The organism is Agromyces sp. NPDC058136 (genome assembly GCF_042884375.1).
In the GTDB taxonomy this organism is placed as follows: Bacteria; Actinomycetota; Actinomycetes; order Actinomycetales; family Microbacteriaceae; genus Agromyces.
In genome coordinates, this window is record NZ_JBHVUA010000003.1 from 303,652 (window position 1) to 320,510 (window position 16,859).

Below are 16,859 nucleotides of genomic sequence, written 5' to 3' on the forward strand. Positions count from 1 at the left end.
GCGATCGACCGAGGACACGAAGGAAGCCGATGCAGAAGCCGCTCGCCGGTCTGACCCGCAAGAACCTCGTGCGCGAGCTCACGGCGGGCGTGACGCTGCTCGCGATCGCCATCCCGCTGAACATCGGGTACGCGCAGATCGCCGGGCTGCCGCCGACGGCGGGCCTGTACGCGCTCATCGTGCCGACGATCGTCTACGCGCTCGCGGTCTCGAGCCGGCAGCTCGTCGCCTCACCCGACGCGGCGGCAGCCGCCCTCGTCGCGAGTTCGATCGGCGGCCTCGCGGCGGCCGGCAGCGCCGACTACGCGACCCTCGCGCTCGCGCAGGCGATCATCTGCGGCGTCATGTTCCTGCTGCTCGCGGTGTTCAAGCTGGGCTTCCTCGCGAACTTCCTCTCGAAGCCGATCCTCATCGGCTTCGTCGGCGGCCTCGCCCTCGACATCCTCGTCAGCCAGATCGCGAAGATGCTCGGGGTCAAGATCGACTCGGGCGGCGAGTTCGTCGACAAGGTCGTCGGGCTCGTCACGGGCCTCGGCACCGCGAACGCCTGGTCGATCGCGATCTCGGTCGGCTCGGTGGCGGTGCTGCTCCTCGGCAAGCGGTTCCTCGGGCAGGTGCCGTGGGCGCTCGTCGTGCTCGTCGCCGCGACCGTCCTCGTCGTCGCGGCCCAGCTCGGCGACGCGGGCGTCGACGTGCTCGGCGAGGTCCCGGCCGGTCCGCCCGCGCTGACCTGGCCGATCATCGACTGGCGGATGTGGCTCGCGCTGATCCCCTCGGCGATCGCACTCACCCTCGTGACCACAGCCGAGGGCCTGCTCGTCTCCCGTTCGTACGGCGAGAAGCACGGCTATCCGACGGATCCCAACCGCGACCTCTTCGCCTTCGGCCTGGGCAACATCGCGGCGGGCGCCTCGGGCAGCTTCGCCGTCGGCTCGTCGACCTCGCGCACCGCGGCCATGGACCAGGCGGGATCCCGCACCCAGCTGCCGTCCCTCGTGCTCGCGGCGGGAACCCTGCTGCTGCTCCTCTTCGGCACGGCGCTGCTCGCCGACATCCCCTCGCCGGCGATCGGGGCCATCGTCGGCGTCGCGATCCTGCCGCTGCTCGGCATCAAGGACTTCGCGATGCTGTGGCGGACGGACCGCTTCGAGTTCGCGGTCGGCGCCGTCTGCTTCCTCGTGACCCTCCTCGTCGGGTCGATCCCCGGCATCGTCGTCGCGTTCGTGCTCGCCCTCATCAACCTCGCGAAGCGCGCGGCGAACCCCGCGATCGATGTGCTCGAGGAGAGCGGGGAACCGGGCGACTCGCTGCTGGATCGGGCTCCGAAGGGCGAGGTCACGGCGCCCGGCATCATCGTCATCCGTCTCGCCGCCCCGCTGTTCTTCGCCAACGGCTCGGTGTTCACGGACGCAGTGAAGAAGGCCGTGCGACGGGCGAACGACGCCGGCAACGGGCCGGTGCGCCATGTCGTGATCGACATGGAGGCGGTCACCGACGTCGACGTGACCGGCGCCGAGGCGTTCGAGGCGTTGCTCGGCTGGCTCGAGCGCGAGAAGATCGTCCTCTCGTACAGCCGGGTGCGGCCCGATGCGCGCGAGCGGCTCGTCGAACTCGGGCTCCTCGGCGCGCATGCCACGTTCGTGACCAACCGCGCGGCGATCACCGCGCTCGAGAAGGAGGACGCATGATCGAAGCGATGGCGGGAACGGCCGGGGTGGAGCCCGCCGTCCGGCGGCTGCCCGAGCTGGTGGAGGGGTAGGCGCGCATGGGTCCCGTCATCGGAGACATCCTCCCCCTCGCGCTCGGGGTCGCGATCAGCCCGATCCCGATCATCGCGGCGATCCTCATGCTGCTCTCGCCGAAGGCGAAGGGCACGAGCGTCGGCTTCCTGCTCGGCTGGCTCGCCGGCATCGTCGTCGCGGTCGTCGTGTTCGTGCTCCTCGCGTCGGTCATCCCCGCCGAGGACCCCGACGCGTCCAAGCCGATCGCGGGCACCGTGAAGATCATCCTCGGCGCACTGCTGCTGCTGCTCGCGCTGAAGCAGTGGCGTTCGCGGCCCGCGCCGGGCGAGGAGGCGGCGCTGCCGAAGTGGATGTCGGCGATCGACCAACTGAACGCGGGCAAGGGGGCCGGTCTCGGCTTCCTGCTCTCCGCGGTGAACCCGAAGAACCTGCTGATGGCGGCGGGCGCGGGCGTGGTGATCGGCACGGGCGGGTTGAGCGTCGGCGAGACCACCGTCGCCGTCGTGGTGTTCACGGTCATCGCCGGATGCTCCGTCGCGATCCCCGTGATCGGCTACCTGCTGGCCGCGAAGCGGATGGCCGGCCCGCTCGAGTCGCTGCGCGGCTGGCTCGTGCACAACAACGCGACCGTGATGGCCGTGCTGCTCCTCGTGATCGGCGTCGTCATGGTCGGCAAGGGCATCGGGAGCTTCTGAATGGCTGAACAGGGAACGGCGACCGCCTCGGGCGTTGCGGGGCGGGCATACGGGCACGGCAGCCGGATGCTCGTCGCGCTCGCCGCCGCGGTGGTGTTCTTCGGGGGCGTGTGGCTGGCCCGCGACCTGCTCGCGACGGCCGCCCTTGCTGCCGTAGTCGTGATCATCGCGTACCCGGTACGGTTCCCCCTCGAACGTCGGGGATGGCCCGTCTGGCTCGCCTCGACCGCCGTGATCGTGGTCGCGTACCTCATCCTCGCGGTGCTCGCGTTCCTCCTCGTCTACGCGGTCGGGCAGTTCGTCGCCATGCTGCCCGAACTCGCGGAGGAGCTGGGGTCGACGGCCGACGGGGTGATCGGCTGGTTGCAAGACCTCGGCTTCACCGCGCCGTCGGCCGAGACGGCGACCGGATGGCTCGACCCGGCGACGATCGGATCGGCGGCGCTCGGCATCGCCGACCAGGTGCTCGGCTTCGCGACCGCCTTCTTCTTCGTGCTCACCTACGTGATCTTCATGACGGTCGACGGTGCCCGCTTCCGCGCGGCCGCGGCCGGGGCATCCGCCCGGATCTTCGGCAGCCCGTCGGCCGACGGCATCGCGCGCCGGTACTTCACCGGCGTGCGGCGCTACTACGTCGTGAACGCGACCTTCGGTGCGATCGTCGCAGTGCTCGACGGCCTGCTGCTCTGGGCCGTCGGCGTTCCCATCCCGATCGTGTGGGCCATCCTCGCGTTCGTCACCAACTTCATCCCGAACATCGGGTTCGTGGTCGGGCTCATCCCGCCGGCGATCCTGGCGCTCGTGGTCGGCGGCTGGCCGCTCATGCTCGCCGTGATCGCGATCTACTGCGTCATCAACGTCGTGCTGCAGGTGCTCGTGCAGCCCAAGTTCGTGAGCGATGCGGTCGGCCTGAGCCTCACCCTCACGTTCTTCTCCGTCGTGTTCTGGGCGTTCGTGATCGGCCCGCTCGGCGCCATCCTGTCGGTGCCGCTCTCGCTGCTCGTCCGGGCGCTGCTGCTCGAGCCCGACCCGGGCGCGGTCGCGCTCAGGCGCCTCACCGGCGAGAGCGAGGGCAGCCTGCCGGCTCGCGATTCAGGCGAGAAGAAGGATGACGGGGGCCGCCCGGTCCCCGATACTGGAAGCCCAAAGGGGGAGGTCCGCGATGTGGTGGAAGAAGAAGCCTGACGATGCGCCGCCTCCGCCGAAGCCCGAGCGCCCGGCCGTGAGCGCGGTGATCCCGCACCGCAACGCCTTCCTGCTGCTCGGGCTCGCCGGCCTGGTGGTCTCGTTGTTCGGCATCGCGGCGATGCGCGACGTCTTCTCGTCGACGTTCCTCGCGCTCGTGCTCGTCATCTGCGTGCATCCCGTCAGGCGCGGGCTCGAGCGACGCGGCGTGCCCCGTGGGATCTCCACGCTCATCGTGCTGCTCACGGTCGTCCTGCTGCTCGGCGGCTTCGTGTTCGCCCTGATCATCTCGTTCGCGCAGTTCGCGACCCTCCTCCCCGAGTACGCGCCGGAGTTCGAGACGTGGGCGGCGACCGCGGCGACGTGGCTCGAGAGCCTCGGCGTCGGCCAGGAGCAGGTCAACGCGCTCATGAGCTCGTTCGACCCGGGCAAGATCGTCGGGGCGATCGGCAGCGTGGTGTCGAGCCTGCTCGGCGGCGCCGCGGGCTTCATCTCGTTCGCCGTGATCCTCCTGACGATGCTCATCCTGATCACGTTCGACTCGTCGTACGTGCCCACGGTGGTCGTGGGCATCGGGCGCAAGCGCCCCGAGGTCGCGACGGGGCTCCTGCGGTTCGCCGACGGCGTGCGCCGCTACATGGTGGCGACGACAGGGCTCGGAATCGCCCAGGGCCTCATCAACTGGTTCGCGCTCGCGCTGCTCGGCATCCCCGGCGCCGCACTCTGGGGCATGCTCTCGTTCCTCTGCAGCTTCATCCCGAACATCGGGTACTTCATCGCCCTCATCCCGCCGCTCGTGTTCGGTGCGCTCGTCGGCGGCTGGCCGACGGTCGTCGCCGTCCTCGTCGTGTACGGCCTCATCAACGCGGTGATCCAGTCGATCATCCAGCCGAGGATCGTCGGCAACGCGGTCTCGCTCAGCCAGTCGCTCACCTTCGTCTCGGTGCTCGTCTGGGCCGTCGTGCTCGGCCCGATGGGGGCGATCCTCGCGGTACCCCTCACGCTGCTCGTGCGCATGCTGCTCGTCGACTCCAACCCCTCGGTCGCGTGGGTGCTTCCGGCGCTCGGCGAGGTCGACGACGCGAAGCGCGAGATGACCCAGCTCGATGCCGAGTCGAAGCTCGCGCGCATGCAGCGCCGCGAGGAGAAGAAGCACGCGCCGGCTGGGTCGCGCACCGATGACCGGGCGGTCGACGACACCACCGGCGACTGACGCCGGCATCGCCCCGGAACGGGGGATGCCCCGGCGAGATCGCTCTCGCCGGGGCATCCGTGTTCGCAGCGGCCGATCTATTCGCGCGCGAGCGCCGCGAGCGCCTCGAGCTCGAGGTCGAGGTACTGCTCCTCGCTCACGTCGACGGCGACGCCGAGCAGCTTGCCGCCCGAGAACGGGAACGAGTCGGTGTACCGACTGCTCACCGCGTCGCCGCTGTCGTAGCCGACGCACAGGCCGTCGCCGCACAGGGTGAACTTGCCGATCTGCGCCCGCATCGGGCCCTCGGCGACGACCTGGTCGTCGATGTAGAGCTTGCAGGTGCCGACCGACTCGCCGTGCTCGCCGGCGCCCTCGCGGATGAACTCCATGCCGAGCGCGTGCTTGCCGGGCTCGAGCGTCTCGGACGTGAACGATTGCTCGGGAGGGATGCCGAGGAAGTTGTACACGTAGTTGAGCCTGCCGTCCTTGATGAACAGCGAGTGGCCGCCGAACCGGGAGCCGTGCGCGAACAGGACGCCCTGCGCGCCCTCCTCGAGCACGACGTCGGCGATGATCTTGAACGAGCGGCCGCGCACGTTGACGGCGACCGACTCGGCCACCGCGCCGGTGTCGGGGTAGTAGACGTAGCGGGTGCGCGGCGGCTCCGACTGCGGGCGCTCGATCGTGAGCTGATCGCGCGCCGAACGGTCGTCGAGCGGCAGCACGTGGTTCTTCTCGGCCTCGGCGAACCAGGCGTCGATGAGCTCCTTGAGCTTCTCGGGGTGCTCGGCCGCGAGGTCCTTCGACTCGGAGCGGTCGACCTCGACGTGGTAGAGCTCCCAGCGGTCCTCGTCGAAGCGGCCGTGGCCGGTCAACGGGGCGTGGATCGCGGCGGCCTTCCAGCCGTCCTTCCAGATGCCGCGGGTGCCGAGCATCGCGTAGTACTGCACCTGCTTCTCGGTCTGCCCGTCGGGTGCGGCGTCGAAGGAGTACTTCATCGAGACGCCGTCGAGGGGCCGCTGCTTCACGCCGCGGAACTCCTCGGGGAACTCGATGCCGATGACGTCGAGGATGGTGGCGACGATGTCGGTCGAGTGGTGGTACTGGTTGCGGATCTCGCCCTTCGCGGTGATGCCCGCCGGCCAGTGGATGACCATCGGGTCGCACGTGCCGCCGGCGAACTGCGAGTAGCGCTTGAACATCTGGTACGGGGTCGAGAACGCGGCCGCCCACCCGGTGGGGTAGTGGTTGTAGGTCTCGGGCCCGCCGAGCACGTCGATCTTCGCGAGGTTCTCGGCGAGGTCGTCGGGGAACCCGTTGAAGAACTTGTTCTCGTTGACCGAGCCGTCGGGCGAGCCCTCACCCGAGGCTCCGTTGTCGGCGCAGTAGAAGATCAGTGTGTTCTCGAGCTGGCCCGAGGCCTCGAGGTAGTCGACGACTCGGCCGATCTGGGCGTCGGTGTACTCGCTGAAGCCGGCGAAGACCTCGGCCATGCGGCTGAACAGGCGCTTCTCGTCGTCGGAGAGCGAGTCCCAGGGCTTGACGTAGTCGGCCGCGTTCGCCTGGTCCTCGGGCAGCGGGTTGAACGGCGTGAGCTCGGTGTCGGCCGGCAGCACCCCGCGCTCGACCATGCGCTCGAGCACCCAGGTGCGGTAGGCGTCGTAGCCGTCGTCGAACTTGCCCTGGTACTTCTCGATGTACTCCGCGGGAGCGTGGTGCGGCGCGTGGTTCGCACCCGGGCAGAACCACGTGTACCAGGGCTTCGACGGGTTCGACGCCTTCTGGTCCCGGATCATGCGGATCGCCTGGTCGGCGAGGTCCTTCGAGAGGTGGTACCCCTCTTCGGGCGAGTACGGCTGCTCGATGAAGCGGTTGTCCTCGGTGAGGTCGGGGTACCAGTTGTTCGTCTCGCCGCCGAGGAACCCGTAGAACCGGTCGAAGCCCATCGCGAGCGGCCACTGCGCCTTCGAGCCGCCCGCCGAGACGTCCTCTTCGGGGACGTTGTGGTTCTTGCCGACCCAGAACGTCGAATAGCCGTTCTGCTGCAGCACCTGCCCGATCGTCGCGCACTCGGCGGGGATGTGGCCGGACAGGCCGGGGAACCCGTTCGTGCCCTCCATGATGTTGCCCATGCCGTTCGCGTGGTGGTTGCGGCCGGTGAGGAACGTCGAACGCGTCGGCGAGCACAACGCGGTCGTGTGCCACTGCGTGTACGTGAGGCCGTTCTGGGCGAGGCGGTCCATCGTGGGCATGTTGATGCGACCGCCGTACGGCGACCACGAGGCCTGCCCGGTGTCGTCGTAGAGGATCACCAGGATGTTCGGCGCCCCCTCGGGGGCCCTCGGCGTCGCGTACGGTGCCCAGTCGGCCACCGAGTCGCGGACGTCGAGCTCGACCTTCCCCTTGAATTCCACAGACATGCAACGCCTTCCCCTCGTCGATGTGCGATCGCGGACGAGCCGCACCCTGCCGACGCTACCCTTCGCCGCGTCGCCCGGGAAGGACTCCGTCGGATCCCTGCACGGCTCTCCCCGAATCGGGGCGGTGAAACTCTGGTGCAGCCCGGCCGCCGGGGATATTCTTCGGGTGTGGTCGGCGACCGCCGGCCGGCATCGTTCGAGCCATAAGGGGGATCATGGCCGAGTTCGCATACGGCCCGGTTGAGCTGTATCTGGTGGGGTTCGAGGGCGACCGGCTCGACCCGGGCACCGTCGAAGCGCTCGAGGAGTTGGTCGAGGGCGGCGAGGTCCGCCTGCTCGACCTCGTGATCGTCTCTCGCGAGCCCGACGGTGCCGTGCGCATCGTCGAGATCGAGGACGAGGGCGAGTCCTACGGCTTCGGCGTGCTCGAGCTCGAGCAGTCGGGGCTCGTCGGCGCCGAAGACGTCGACGACTTCGCCGAGCTCATCCCGCCGGGCACCTCCGCGGCACTCGCCGCCTTCGAGCTGCTCTGGGCCAAGAAGCTCGCATCGCGTTTCGCCGAGGGCGGCGGAGTGGTGCTGTCGACCGAGCGCATCCCCGCGCCGGTCGTGAACCAGTTGCTCGCCGACGCGAGCGGTGAGGAGGGCTGATCATGCCGCTGGGAAGAATGGGTCGACCGGGCCTCATCGGAATGGCCGCGCGCACGGCCGTCGTCGCCGGCACCGCGACCGCCGTGTCGGGCAACGTGCAGCGCCGCCAGCAGAATCGCGCCAACCAGCAGTACGAGGCGCAGCAGTACGAGCAGCAGCAGCAGTGGGAGCAGCAGCAGGCGATGGCCCAGCAGGCCGCCGCCCAGCAGGCTGCGGCGCAGCAGGCCGCCGCGCCGGCTGCCCCGGCGGGCGGCGTCGACGTCGTCGCCGAGCTGCAGAAGCTCGCAGCCCTGCAACAGCAGGGCATCCTCTCGGCCGAGGAGTTCGCGGCCGCGAAGGCGAAACTGCTCGCCTGACCGATCGCTGAGAACGTCGGCACGGATGCCGCGGGCCACTGTCGCCCGCGGCATCCGTCTGCCTAGACTGCACGCATGGCCGTCACCCTGCAGGGTCTCGCCACCGCGGTCCCGCCGACGGTGCTCATCCAGAACGAGGTGCGCGACGTGTTCGCCGCGCAGCCCGGCCTCAGCCGGCTCGCGCAGCGCATCATCCAGACGAGTTTCGACGTCTCGGCGATCGAGACGCGCTACACGACGCTGAGCGAGCTGAGCAACACGCCGAGAACCGCCGAGGACGGGCCGCCCGTGTTCTTCGACCTCGCGACCGGGGAGCTGCTGCTGCCAGGCACGAAGGCGCGCAACGAGATCTACGCCGAACAGGCGACCGCGCTGTACGTCGAGGCCGGCCGGGCCGCGATCGACGCCTGCCCCGCGATCGATCCCGCCGACGTCACCCACGTCGTCACCGTCTCGTGCACGGGCTTCTACGCGCCCGGCCCCGACTTCATGATCGCCCGCGACCTCGGGCTCGACCCCGGGGTGCAGCGCTACCACCTCGGCTTCATGGGCTGCTACGCCGCGATGCCCGCCCTGCGCCTCGCGAAGCAGCTCTGCGAGGCCGACCCGGCCGCCGTCGTGCTCGTCGTGAGCGTCGAGCTCTGCACACTGCACCTGCGCTCGTCGAACGACCCCGACACGATCGTCGCCTCCTCCCTCTTCGCCGACGGCGCGGGCGCGGGCATCGTCACCGCCCGGCCGCCGGCGCCGGGCGAGCGGGCGTTCGTGCTCGACGGCTTCGAGAGCCGCACCACTCCCGTCGGCGAGGGCGACATGGCGTGGAAGATCGGCGACCACGGCTTCGAGATGGTGCTCTCCAACTCGGTGCCCGCGCTCATCGACGAGTACATCACCGGAGCGCTCGAACCCCTCTTCGCCGCCGAGGCGCCCCTGGCCGCGGCCCTCGAGGCCGGCACCGCGGGCGAGGCGGTGGCGCACTGGGCGATCCACCCGGGTGGGCGAAGCATCCTCGACAAGGTCGAATCGCGGCTCGCCCTCGGCGAGTCGCAGCTCGTCCCCTCGCGCGCGGTGCTGCGCGACTTCGGCAACATGTCGAGCGCGACGGTGCTGTTCGTGCTCCGCGAGATCCTCCGATCGGATGCCGCCGCCTCCGGCGACCGGGTCGCGGCGATGGCGTTCGGACCGGGCCTCACGGTCGAGTCGGCGCTCATGACGGTCAGTGGCTGAGGTCGGGGCGTGAGCGGGGGAGCCGAGCCGGACGGACGGCCGACGGCCGGGCGCGGGGTCGCGTGGCTCGGAACCCGTGACGAGCAGACGCGCGAACTCATGGACGCGGCCGATGCCGACCCGGTGATGCTCGCGAAGACCTACGAACGGTTCGCGCTCGTGAACGCCGTCGTCTCGGGGGAGCGGGCCGTGTACCGCGACTGGGTCAGGCCGCGCCTCTCGCCCGTGTGGGGCACCCGGCTGCTCGACGTCGGCACCGGCAGCGCCGACCTGCCGCGGCGGCTGCTGCGCTGGGCGCACGCCGAGGGGCTGCGGCTCGAGGTCACCGCGATCGACCCCGACGCCCGTGCGATCGCGTGGGCGCGGGCGCAGCCCGCCGTGCCCGGCCTCGAGCTCGTGCAGACCACGAGCTCGGTGCTCGCCGACGCCGGCGAGCACTACGACCTCGTGCTCTCGAACCACGTGCTGCACCACCTCGACGGGCAGGAGTTCGGCGCGCTCCTCGCCGACAGCGAACGGCTCGCGGAGTTCGGCGGCACCGTCGTGCACGGTGACATCGAACGCAGCCGGCTCGGCTACGCCGGGTTCGCGCTCGGCACCCTGCCGTTCGCCCCGAACCTGCTGCGGGGCTCGTACATCAGGGCCGACGGGCTCACCTCGATCCGGCGCAGCCACACCGCACGCGAACTCGCGGCGGTGCTGCCGGCCGGGTGGCGGGTGCGGCGGGCGTTCCCATCGCGGCTCGAGGTGGTCTGGCAGGCGGATGCCGCGGGGCGTCCGCGATGACGGGCGACGCGGTCTCGGGCGCGGGCCCGTCGGGCGCGGTCGAACGCGTCGGCGTCGCGATCGTCGGCGGCGGGCCAGTCGGCCTGCTGCTCGGCTGCCTGCTCGCCGCCCGCGACGTGTCGGTCGCCGTCGTCGAACGCCGCACCGAGGTGTCGACGAGGGCGCGGGCGATCGGCGTGCACGCACCGGGATTCGCGGTGCTCGCGGAGGCGGGGGTCGGCGACGAGCTCGCCGAGCAGGCGATCACGATCACGGGCGGCGAGGTGAGCTGCGCGGGGCGGGTGCTCGGTCGTATGCGGTTCCCCGAGGCATCAGCCGTGTGGTCGCTGCCGCAGCACCTCGTCGAGGCCGCCCTCGAACGACGCCTCGCCGAGCTCGCGCCGGGTGCGCTGCGCCGCGGCGTCGAGGCCGGCTCGGTGCGGGGTGTGCGCGGCGGCGTCGAGCTCTCGCCCACGGGCGAGTCGGGCGGGGCGCCGCTCAGGGCCGACTACCTCGTCGTCGCCGCCGGGGTGCGCAGCCGCCTGCGCGAGAGCTTCGGCGTCGGGTGGCGGCGGGCCGCCGGCTCCGCGCGGTACGCGATGGCGGACGTGGCGTTCTCGGAGGGTGCGCCCGACGACGAACTCGCGCAGCTCCGCTTCGAGGCCGACGGCGTGGTCGAGTCGTTGCCCATGCCCGGCGGGCGTCGCTGGGTCGCGCACCTGGGCGCCGTCGACCGAGGTGTCGTCGACCGAGGCGCAGGCGCGGTACTCGCAGACGCCGCGGACCCCGCGGTCGAACCCGCCGTCATCGATGCCGCCGCATTCGCCGAGATCATCGCCGTGCGCACCGGGGTGCAGCTCGACCCTGCCGCGATCGAGCCGAGCGTCTTCGAGGCACGACAGCACCTCGCGTCGCGCTTCGCCGCCGGGCGTCTCGCCCTCGCCGGCGACACCGCCCACGAGCTCAGCCCCATCGGCGGGCAGGGCATGACGCTCGGGTTCCTCGACGCGTTCGCGCTCGCCGCGGTGCTGCCCGAGGCCCTCGCGATGAGCGACCCCGCGCCGTTCGCGCACTACGCGCGCACGCGCCGCCGCGCGGCCGCCCGTGCCTGCCGCCGGGCGCGCTTCAACATGGCGATGGGGGCTCCGGCACGTGGCATCCGGCTCACCCTGCGCAACGCCGTCGTGCGCATGCTCGCCGTGCCGCCCGTGCGCGCGGTGCTCGCGCGCACCTTCACGATGCGCGGACTCTGAGCGGTGCGGCCGCTCAGGCGGCGCGGCGCAGCACGAAGACCGGGATGAGCCGATCGGTCTTCGTCTGGTAGCTCGCGTAGTCGGGCCAGGTCTCGTTGGCACGCGCCCACCAGGCGTCGCGCTCGGCGCCCTCGAGCTCGTGCGCGACGTAGTCGTGCTTCTGGTCGCCGTCCTGCAGCTCGACCTCGGGGTGCGACTTCAGGTTCCAGTACCACTGGGGCTGCTCGGGCGACCCGCCCTTCGATGCGACGACCGCGTACTCGCCGTCGTGCTCGACCCGCATCAGCGCCGTCTTGCGCAGCTTGCCGCTCTTCGCGCCGCGGGTCGTCAGCACGATGATCGGGCGGCCGCGAAGCGTGTTCGCCGCTGCACCGTCGGATGCCTCGAACGTCTCGGCCTGCTTGCGGGCCCAAGCGGAGGTGCTGGGTGCGTAGTCGCCTTCCAGGGGCATGTCGTTCCTCTCGTCGCGCGTCTGGTCTCCTCACCTCAACGGTACGCGGCGGCGGGTTCTTCCCGCCCGGTGCCGGTCGGTCGCACGCGCCGGGCCGCACGCGCGGCGTCGCACGCGCCAGGTCGCACATGCCGTGTCGCACGCGCCAGCTAGATTGGCGATCACGCGCACCGCGCGCCGACCGATCGGGGAGACATGGAACTCGGAGTGCACTTCCGCCTGAACGACGCCGAGGCGCAGCGCGTGCTCGATGCGGCCGGCGACGACGAGCGACTGCACGAGGTGATCGGCGCCCTCGAGGCCGACGGCGAGGTGTGGGCGCGCGCGTGCGAGACCGACAAGGCCTGGGACCCGATCGCCTGCGCGCTCTCGCCCGAGGGCGACGACGGCGAATGGCCGGCCCGCGGCGTGATCGGCGGCGCGCGTGCGCTGCAGGACGACGACGAGGAGTGCTGGGTCACGCACCTCGATCCCTCCGAGAGCGCCGAGGTCGCCGCGTATCTCGCGACGCTCGACGACGGGGCGTTCGTCGAGGCCTACCGGCTCATGCCGCCCGAGCTGCGCAATCCCGAGTTCGGCGATGACGAGCAGGCCTACGCGCTCGCGATGCTCCCCGGCCTGCGCGAGTTCTTCGCGGCGGCGGCGGCCGAGCGGCAGCACGTCGTGTTCACCGTCTGGGGCTGACGCCCGCTCAGCGCTCGAGCGCCCGCACCGCGAGCCACGCCGCCGTGCGGTCGTCGGGGTTCGCCATCGACAGCCCGCTGAGCTCCTCGATGCGGTGGAGTCGTGCCGCGAGGGTCTGCCGGTGCACCCCGAGCGCTGCGGCGGTCGTGCCGAGGGCGCCGTGCTCGACGAGGTAGACGCGCAGGGTCTGCAGGAGCTCGCCGTGGGTGCCGTCGGCGCCGCGCAGCGGGTCGAGCAGGTCGGCGATGCCCGTGGTCGCGTCGGCGTCGAGCCGCTCGAGCACGAGTGCCACCGTCGGCAGTGCCCGGTACCGCACGACGGTGCGGGCATCGGCCACGGCCGTCTCGTGCGCCTGGCGCGCCTCGGCCGCACTGCGCGCGAGCGCATCGCCCGGCGCAGAGGAGCCGAGACCAAGGCGCAGCACCGCGCTGCCGTCGAGCGTGAACTCGACTGCCCGGCGGGCGAAGGCGTCGATCTGGTCGTCGCGGACGAAGCCGAGCACGCGGTCGTGCGCCTCGGTCATGACGTGCACCGCGCCGAGCTCGTCGAGCCAGCGCGCCACGAGCCGTTCGAGGTCGACTCCCTTCGAACGGCTCGAGAGCGCGAAGGCGGTCAGGCTGCGCTCGCGCACGCCCCACCGGCGCAGCAGCGCGGATGCCTCGGCGCCGCCTGCGAGCAGGGTGTCGACCATGATCGCGCGCCCGAGGCGTTCGGTGCCGGCGTGGTCGTGCGTGCGCAGCACGAGGTCGAGGAGCGCGGCCGTCTGGGAGGCGAGGTCGCGCGCCCGGCTCGTCGAGCTTTCGCGCGAGGCGATCACGAGGAGGGCCGTGAGGTCCTCGTCGGAGCCGACCGGGTGCACCTGCAGCCCAGGGTGCCGCACGCGCACGGGGCGATTGAACGCGACGGCGACCGCATCCTGCACGTGCAGGCCGCCCGCGCCCGCCGTCGTGATGACCTGACCGTAGGCGTCGAGCAGCACCGCCCAGCCGTCGATGCGGTGCGCGAGCTCGGCGATGACCGCCTTGGCGCCGCCGCGGCGCGCGACCTGGGTGAGCACCTTGGTGCCGTTCGTCACGAGCCGGTCCTCTGCGGCCTGGTCGGCCGCGAGCAGCGCGACGATCGTGGGGAGGATCGCGTCGGCGTGCCCGGGCGCCCCGACGAGGGCGGTGATCCCGGCGTCGCTCAGGGCTCCGCGCAGCACGGGGTCGGCGCCGCCGGTCACGAGCACCGCTTCGGCGAGCGACCGGGCCCGGGCGTCGTCGACGGCGAGTGCGGCGAGCAGCTGGTCGCGGTCGCCGACGACGAGGGTCGCGAACGCGGGATGGGCGACCACCGAGAAGTCGTCGAGCGCGACGGCCGAGTCGACCGGCCGGGACGGCTCGACGCGGCCCGTCATCAGCTCGGCGCCGAGCGTCGAGGCCACGGAATCGAGTCGACGAGCCATCCCTGAATTGTAAGAGATGTCGAGTGCTGCGAACTCGGCTCACACTTTCTCGCAGTGCCGAGGCGATGCGGTCGTGCCTAGCATCGGCATGCCCAGCAACTGATCCAAGGGAGCATCATGAAAGCCATCGTCTTCCGGCAGCCGGAGACGCCGATCGAGGTCGCCGACGTCGACCTCGCCGCCCCCAAGGCCGGCGAGGTGCGCGTCAAGATCGCCGCGGCCGGCGTCTGCCACTCCGACCTGCACGTGAAGCGAGGGGAATGGGACGCCCCGGCTCCGCTCGTCATGGGTCACGAGGGCTCGGGCGTGGTCGTCGAGCTCGGCGAAGGCGTCACCTCCCTCGCCGTCGGCGACCACGTCGTGCTCAGCTGGGTGCCGCCGTGCGGCGAGTGCCGCTACTGCCGCTCGGGTCACGAGGCACGCTGCCAGAAGGTCGCGACGGTCGTCGCGCCGAAGGGCGTGCTCTTCGACGGCACCTCGCGCCTCGAGCAGGACGGCGAGCCGGTGCACCACTACCTCGGCGTCTCGTCGTTCGCCGAGGAGGTCGTCGTGCCCGCGTCGGGTGCCGTCAAGGTGCGCGACGACGCCCCGCTCGACGTCATCGCCGTCGTCGGCTGCGCCGTCGCGACCGGAGTCGGCGCCGTGCTCAACACCGCTGCCGTCGAGCCGGGCTCGACCGTCGTCGTGATCGGCTGCGGCGGGGTCGGCCTCAACGTCGTGCAGGGCGCCAAGCTCGCGGGCGCCGAGCGCATCGTCGCGATCGACGTGCTCGCCGAGAAGACCAAGCTCGCCCTGCAGTTCGGCGCCACCGATCGCATCGACGCCTCGCAGGGCGACGCGGTCGAGCAGCTGTTCGAACTCATCCCCGACGGCGTCGACTACGCCTTCGACGCCATCGGCCGCACCGTCACCACCGAGCAGGCGATCCGTATGCTCGGGCTCGGCGGCGCCGCCGTGATCGTCGGGCTGCCGCCGACCGGCGCGAAGGCCTCCTTCGAGCCGCTCGTGCTCGCCGAGGCCGACCAGCGCATCCTCGGCTCGAACTACGGCTCGGTGCGCCCCTCGATCGACATCCCCGCGCTCGTCGACCGCTACATGGACGGCCAGCTCAAGCTCGACCCGCTGATCTCCGCCCGTCGGCCCCTCGCCGAAGCGGCCGAGGCGTTCGACGATCTCGAATCGGGCGAGGCGCTCCGCACGCTGCTCATCCCGTAGCCCGCACCCGCCGCCCCCGGCTGACCCACCCGACCCACCGACTCATTGGAGAGTTCGACATGACCGCCCCCACCCAGGTCGGCGCCCCCGCGCCGGCCCCCGTCGACGCCGGCCTCCGCCGCGGCGTCATGAGCGGCCCCGAGCTGGCCGCCCAGGCCATCGCCAACATCGCCCCGAGCGCCGTCATCGCGTTCACCGCCGCCGGCATCTACCTCGGCGCGGGCAACGGCACCATCTACTCGTTCATCCTCGCGACGCTCGTGATCCTCGCCGTCGGCTACTGCGTCGTCGTGTTCGCTCGGCGCCACGCCTCGGCGGGCTCGCTCTACACCTACGTCGCCAAGGGCCTCGGCCCCTTCGGCGCGTACCTCGCGGGCATCGCCCTCCTCGTCGGCTGCTGGGGCATCGCGGCCGGCTCGCTCGGCGGCGCGGTCTCGTACATGAGCCAGTTCCTCGTGCTCATCGGCGTCCCCGCCGAGGGCATGGGCTGGTCGATGGCGCTCGCCGTCGTGCTCGGCGGCCTCGCGACGCTGTTCACCATCCGAGGCATCCGCCTCTCGGCGCGCGTCTCGCTCGTGCTCGAGCTCGTCTCGGTCGCGATCATCCTCGTACTGCTGGTGCTCGCCCTCGTGTGGGCCGGCCCGGCGGCATGGGACCCGGCGCAGTTCTCGCTCGAGGGCGTGCCGTTCCAGGGCGTCGCCGCGGGCATGGTGCTCGGCATCCTCGGCTTCGTCGGATTCTCCTCGGCCGACGCGCTCGGCCGCGAGGCGAAGAACCCCTACGTCGCGATCCCGCGCGCGATCATGTGGAGCGCCGTGACCGTCGGCGTCCTCTACGTCTTCGCCGCCTACACGCAGATCGCGATCCTCGGCGAGGACCTCGCCACCGTGGCGAGTCCGCTCGAGGCGATCGCGACGCAGATCGGCATGCCCGCCTGGTTCGCGCCGCTCCTCACCTTCGGCGTCGGCGCCTCGTTCTTCGCCGTCGTCGTCGCCCCGCTCAACGTCGTCGGTCGCATCATCTACGTGATGGGCAAGGAGGGCGTCGTCGCCGAGCGCTTCGGCCGCACCCACGAGCGCCACCTGACGCCGCACCGCGTGCTGCTCGTGGCCGGCCCCGCCGCCATCGCGCTCGACCTCGTGCTCCTCGGCATCGGCGTGAACCCGATGGACATCGTCGTCTGGGTCGACACCTACGGCACCTACGGCTACATGGTGGCGTACGCGCTCGTCGCGATCGCCTGCGTCGCGTACACGCGCCGCGAGAAGATGCGCAACGGCCTCGTCTGGCTCTGCGCGGTCGTCTCGGTCGGGGCGATGGCGTACGTGTTCTTCGCGAACGTGTGGCCGGTGCCGGCGTGGCCGCTCAACGTCATCCCGTACCTGTTCCTCATCACGATGGTCGCGGCGATCGCCTGGTACCTGCACCTCGCGAAGCACCGCCCCGAGGTCATCGCGGCCATCGGCAACACCGAGACCGACGCGCTCGACGGCGTCGGCTAGGTCGCCGACCGAACCCGGACCTCGCCGCCGCTCAAGCGCGGCGGCGAGGCTTCGGTGCAGACCCCGCGCCTCCTC

Annotated in this window: 15 protein-coding genes; 12 read left to right on the forward strand and 3 right to left on the reverse strand. The window is 71.5% G+C overall.

Annotated features, from left to right (window positions below; translation table 11 throughout):
- The first annotated feature begins 29 nt into the window (after positions 1–29).
- From ACFVTX_RS10895 to ACFVTX_RS10910, 4 genes are all read left to right on the forward strand, one after another.
- The gene (locus ACFVTX_RS10895; RefSeq protein ID WP_386899924.1) at positions 30–1,688 is read left to right on the forward strand and encodes a SulP family inorganic anion transporter; all 1,659 of its coding nucleotides are present in this window, start codon (positions 30–32) and stop codon (positions 1,686–1,688) included.
- A gap of 77 nt (positions 1,689–1,765) precedes the next feature.
- Positions 1,766–2,437: a GAP family protein gene (locus ACFVTX_RS10900; protein ID WP_386899926.1), complete on the forward strand. Its 672-nt coding sequence runs from the start codon at positions 1,766–1,768 to the stop codon at positions 2,435–2,437.
- Positions 2,438–3,622, forward strand: coding sequence for an AI-2E family transporter (locus ACFVTX_RS10905; protein WP_386899928.1), 1,185 nt, complete (start codon positions 2,438–2,440; stop codon positions 3,620–3,622). It abuts the gene before it with no gap.
- Positions 3,600–4,835, forward strand: a complete 1,236-nt coding sequence (locus tag ACFVTX_RS10910) for an AI-2E family transporter (RefSeq protein WP_386899930.1) — start codon at positions 3,600–3,602, stop codon at positions 4,833–4,835. Before ACFVTX_RS10905 ends, ACFVTX_RS10910 begins: the two co-directional genes overlap by 23 nt.
- Before the next feature lie 77 nt (positions 4,836–4,912).
- On the opposite strand, the gene ACFVTX_RS10915 is transcribed toward ACFVTX_RS10910, so the two are convergent.
- Positions 4,913–7,237, reverse strand: coding sequence for an arylsulfatase (locus ACFVTX_RS10915; protein WP_386899932.1), 2,325 nt, complete (start codon positions 7,235–7,237; stop codon positions 4,913–4,915).
- Between the two features lie 215 nt (positions 7,238–7,452).
- Between ACFVTX_RS10915 and ACFVTX_RS10920 the strand changes: the two genes are divergently transcribed.
- The 5 genes from ACFVTX_RS10920 to ACFVTX_RS10940 all read left to right on the forward strand — a co-directional run bounded on the left by ACFVTX_RS10920 (position 7,453) and on the right by ACFVTX_RS10940 (position 11,488).
- On the forward strand, positions 7,453–7,887 hold the full coding sequence (locus ACFVTX_RS10920) for a DUF6325 family protein (RefSeq protein ID WP_386899934.1): 435 nt from the start codon (positions 7,453–7,455) through the stop codon (positions 7,885–7,887).
- 2 nt (positions 7,888–7,889) lie between these two features.
- On the forward strand, positions 7,890–8,243 hold the full coding sequence (locus ACFVTX_RS10925) for an SHOCT domain-containing protein (protein ID WP_386899936.1): 354 nt from the start codon (positions 7,890–7,892) through the stop codon (positions 8,241–8,243).
- A 75-nt stretch (positions 8,244–8,318) separates the two neighbouring features.
- Complete coding sequence (locus tag ACFVTX_RS10930; RefSeq protein ID WP_386899938.1) at positions 8,319–9,470, forward strand: type III polyketide synthase; 1,152 nt, start codon at positions 8,319–8,321, stop codon at positions 9,468–9,470.
- A 9-nt stretch (positions 9,471–9,479) separates the two neighbouring features.
- Positions 9,480–10,256 (forward strand): methyltransferase domain-containing protein, encoded by a 777-nt coding sequence (locus ACFVTX_RS10935; protein WP_386899940.1) that lies wholly within the window; start codon positions 9,480–9,482, stop codon positions 10,254–10,256.
- On the forward strand, positions 10,253–11,488 hold the full coding sequence (locus ACFVTX_RS10940; protein WP_386899942.1) for an FAD-dependent oxidoreductase: 1,236 nt from the start codon (positions 10,253–10,255) through the stop codon (positions 11,486–11,488). Before ACFVTX_RS10935 ends, ACFVTX_RS10940 begins: the two co-directional genes overlap by 4 nt.
- Positions 11,489–11,501: 13 nt before the next feature.
- Here ACFVTX_RS10940 and ACFVTX_RS10945 read toward each other — a convergent pair whose 3' ends face one another.
- A complete protein-coding gene (locus ACFVTX_RS10945; protein ID WP_386899944.1) occupies positions 11,502–11,939 on the reverse strand; it encodes a nitroreductase family deazaflavin-dependent oxidoreductase in 438 nt (145 codons plus the stop codon).
- Positions 11,940–12,134: 195 nt separating this feature from the next.
- On the opposite strand from ACFVTX_RS10945, the gene ACFVTX_RS10950 reads away from it, so the two are divergent.
- Positions 12,135–12,623 (forward strand): DUF1877 family protein, encoded by a 489-nt coding sequence (locus ACFVTX_RS10950; protein WP_386899946.1) that lies wholly within the window; start codon positions 12,135–12,137, stop codon positions 12,621–12,623.
- A gap of 7 nt (positions 12,624–12,630) precedes the next feature.
- Here the strand turns inward: ACFVTX_RS10950 and ACFVTX_RS10955 are convergent, their stop codons facing one another.
- Positions 12,631–14,067 carry a PucR family transcriptional regulator gene (locus ACFVTX_RS10955; RefSeq protein ID WP_386899948.1) on the reverse strand — a complete coding sequence of 479 codons (1,437 nt, stop codon included), beginning with the start codon at positions 14,065–14,067 and terminating at the stop codon, positions 12,631–12,633.
- A gap of 117 nt (positions 14,068–14,184) precedes the next feature.
- Between ACFVTX_RS10955 and ACFVTX_RS10960 the strand changes: the two genes are divergently transcribed.
- Together ACFVTX_RS10960 and ACFVTX_RS10965 are read left to right on the forward strand one after the other, a co-directional pair.
- Positions 14,185–15,282, forward strand: coding sequence for an alcohol dehydrogenase catalytic domain-containing protein (locus ACFVTX_RS10960; protein WP_386899951.1), 1,098 nt, complete (start codon positions 14,185–14,187; stop codon positions 15,280–15,282).
- A 128-nt stretch (positions 15,283–15,410) separates the two neighbouring features.
- Positions 15,411–16,784 (forward strand): APC family permease, encoded by a 1,374-nt coding sequence (locus tag ACFVTX_RS10965; protein WP_386900395.1) that lies wholly within the window; start codon positions 15,411–15,413, stop codon positions 16,782–16,784.
- The last annotated feature ends 75 nt before the right edge of the window (positions 16,785–16,859 follow it).

What these genes read in the sequence shown, in the direction of transcription:
- ACFVTX_RS10895 (WP_386899924.1), top strand. Translation starts at nt 30, where the DNA reads ATGCAGAAGCCGCTCGCCGGTCTGACCCGCAAGAACCTCGTGCGCGAG.
- ACFVTX_RS10900 (WP_386899926.1), top strand. Translation starts at nt 1,766, where the DNA reads ATGGGTCCCGTCATCGGAGACATCCTCCCCCTCGCGCTCGGGGTCGCG.
- ACFVTX_RS10905 (WP_386899928.1), top strand. Translation starts at nt 2,438, where the DNA reads ATGGCTGAACAGGGAACGGCGACCGCCTCGGGCGTTGCGGGGCGGGCA.
- ACFVTX_RS10910 (WP_386899930.1), top strand. Translation starts at nt 3,600, where the DNA reads ATGTGGTGGAAGAAGAAGCCTGACGATGCGCCGCCTCCGCCGAAGCCC.
- ACFVTX_RS10915 (WP_386899932.1), bottom strand. Translation starts at nt 7,237, where the DNA reads ATGTCTGTGGAATTCAAGGGGAAGGTCGAGCTCGACGTCCGCGACTCG.
- ACFVTX_RS10920 (WP_386899934.1), top strand. Translation starts at nt 7,453, where the DNA reads ATGGCCGAGTTCGCATACGGCCCGGTTGAGCTGTATCTGGTGGGGTTC.
- ACFVTX_RS10925 (WP_386899936.1), top strand. Translation starts at nt 7,890, where the DNA reads ATGCCGCTGGGAAGAATGGGTCGACCGGGCCTCATCGGAATGGCCGCG.
- ACFVTX_RS10930 (WP_386899938.1), top strand. Translation starts at nt 8,319, where the DNA reads ATGGCCGTCACCCTGCAGGGTCTCGCCACCGCGGTCCCGCCGACGGTG.
- ACFVTX_RS10940 (WP_386899942.1), top strand. Translation starts at nt 10,253, where the DNA reads ATGACGGGCGACGCGGTCTCGGGCGCGGGCCCGTCGGGCGCGGTCGAA.
- ACFVTX_RS10945 (WP_386899944.1), bottom strand. Translation starts at nt 11,939, where the DNA reads ATGCCCCTGGAAGGCGACTACGCACCCAGCACCTCCGCTTGGGCCCGC.
- ACFVTX_RS10950 (WP_386899946.1), top strand. Translation starts at nt 12,135, where the DNA reads ATGGAACTCGGAGTGCACTTCCGCCTGAACGACGCCGAGGCGCAGCGC.
- ACFVTX_RS10955 (WP_386899948.1), bottom strand. Translation starts at nt 14,067, where the DNA reads ATGGCTCGTCGACTCGATTCCGTGGCCTCGACGCTCGGCGCCGAGCTG.
- ACFVTX_RS10960 (WP_386899951.1), top strand. Translation starts at nt 14,185, where the DNA reads ATGAAAGCCATCGTCTTCCGGCAGCCGGAGACGCCGATCGAGGTCGCC.
- ACFVTX_RS10965 (WP_386900395.1), top strand. Translation starts at nt 15,411, where the DNA reads ATGAGCGGCCCCGAGCTGGCCGCCCAGGCCATCGCCAACATCGCCCCG.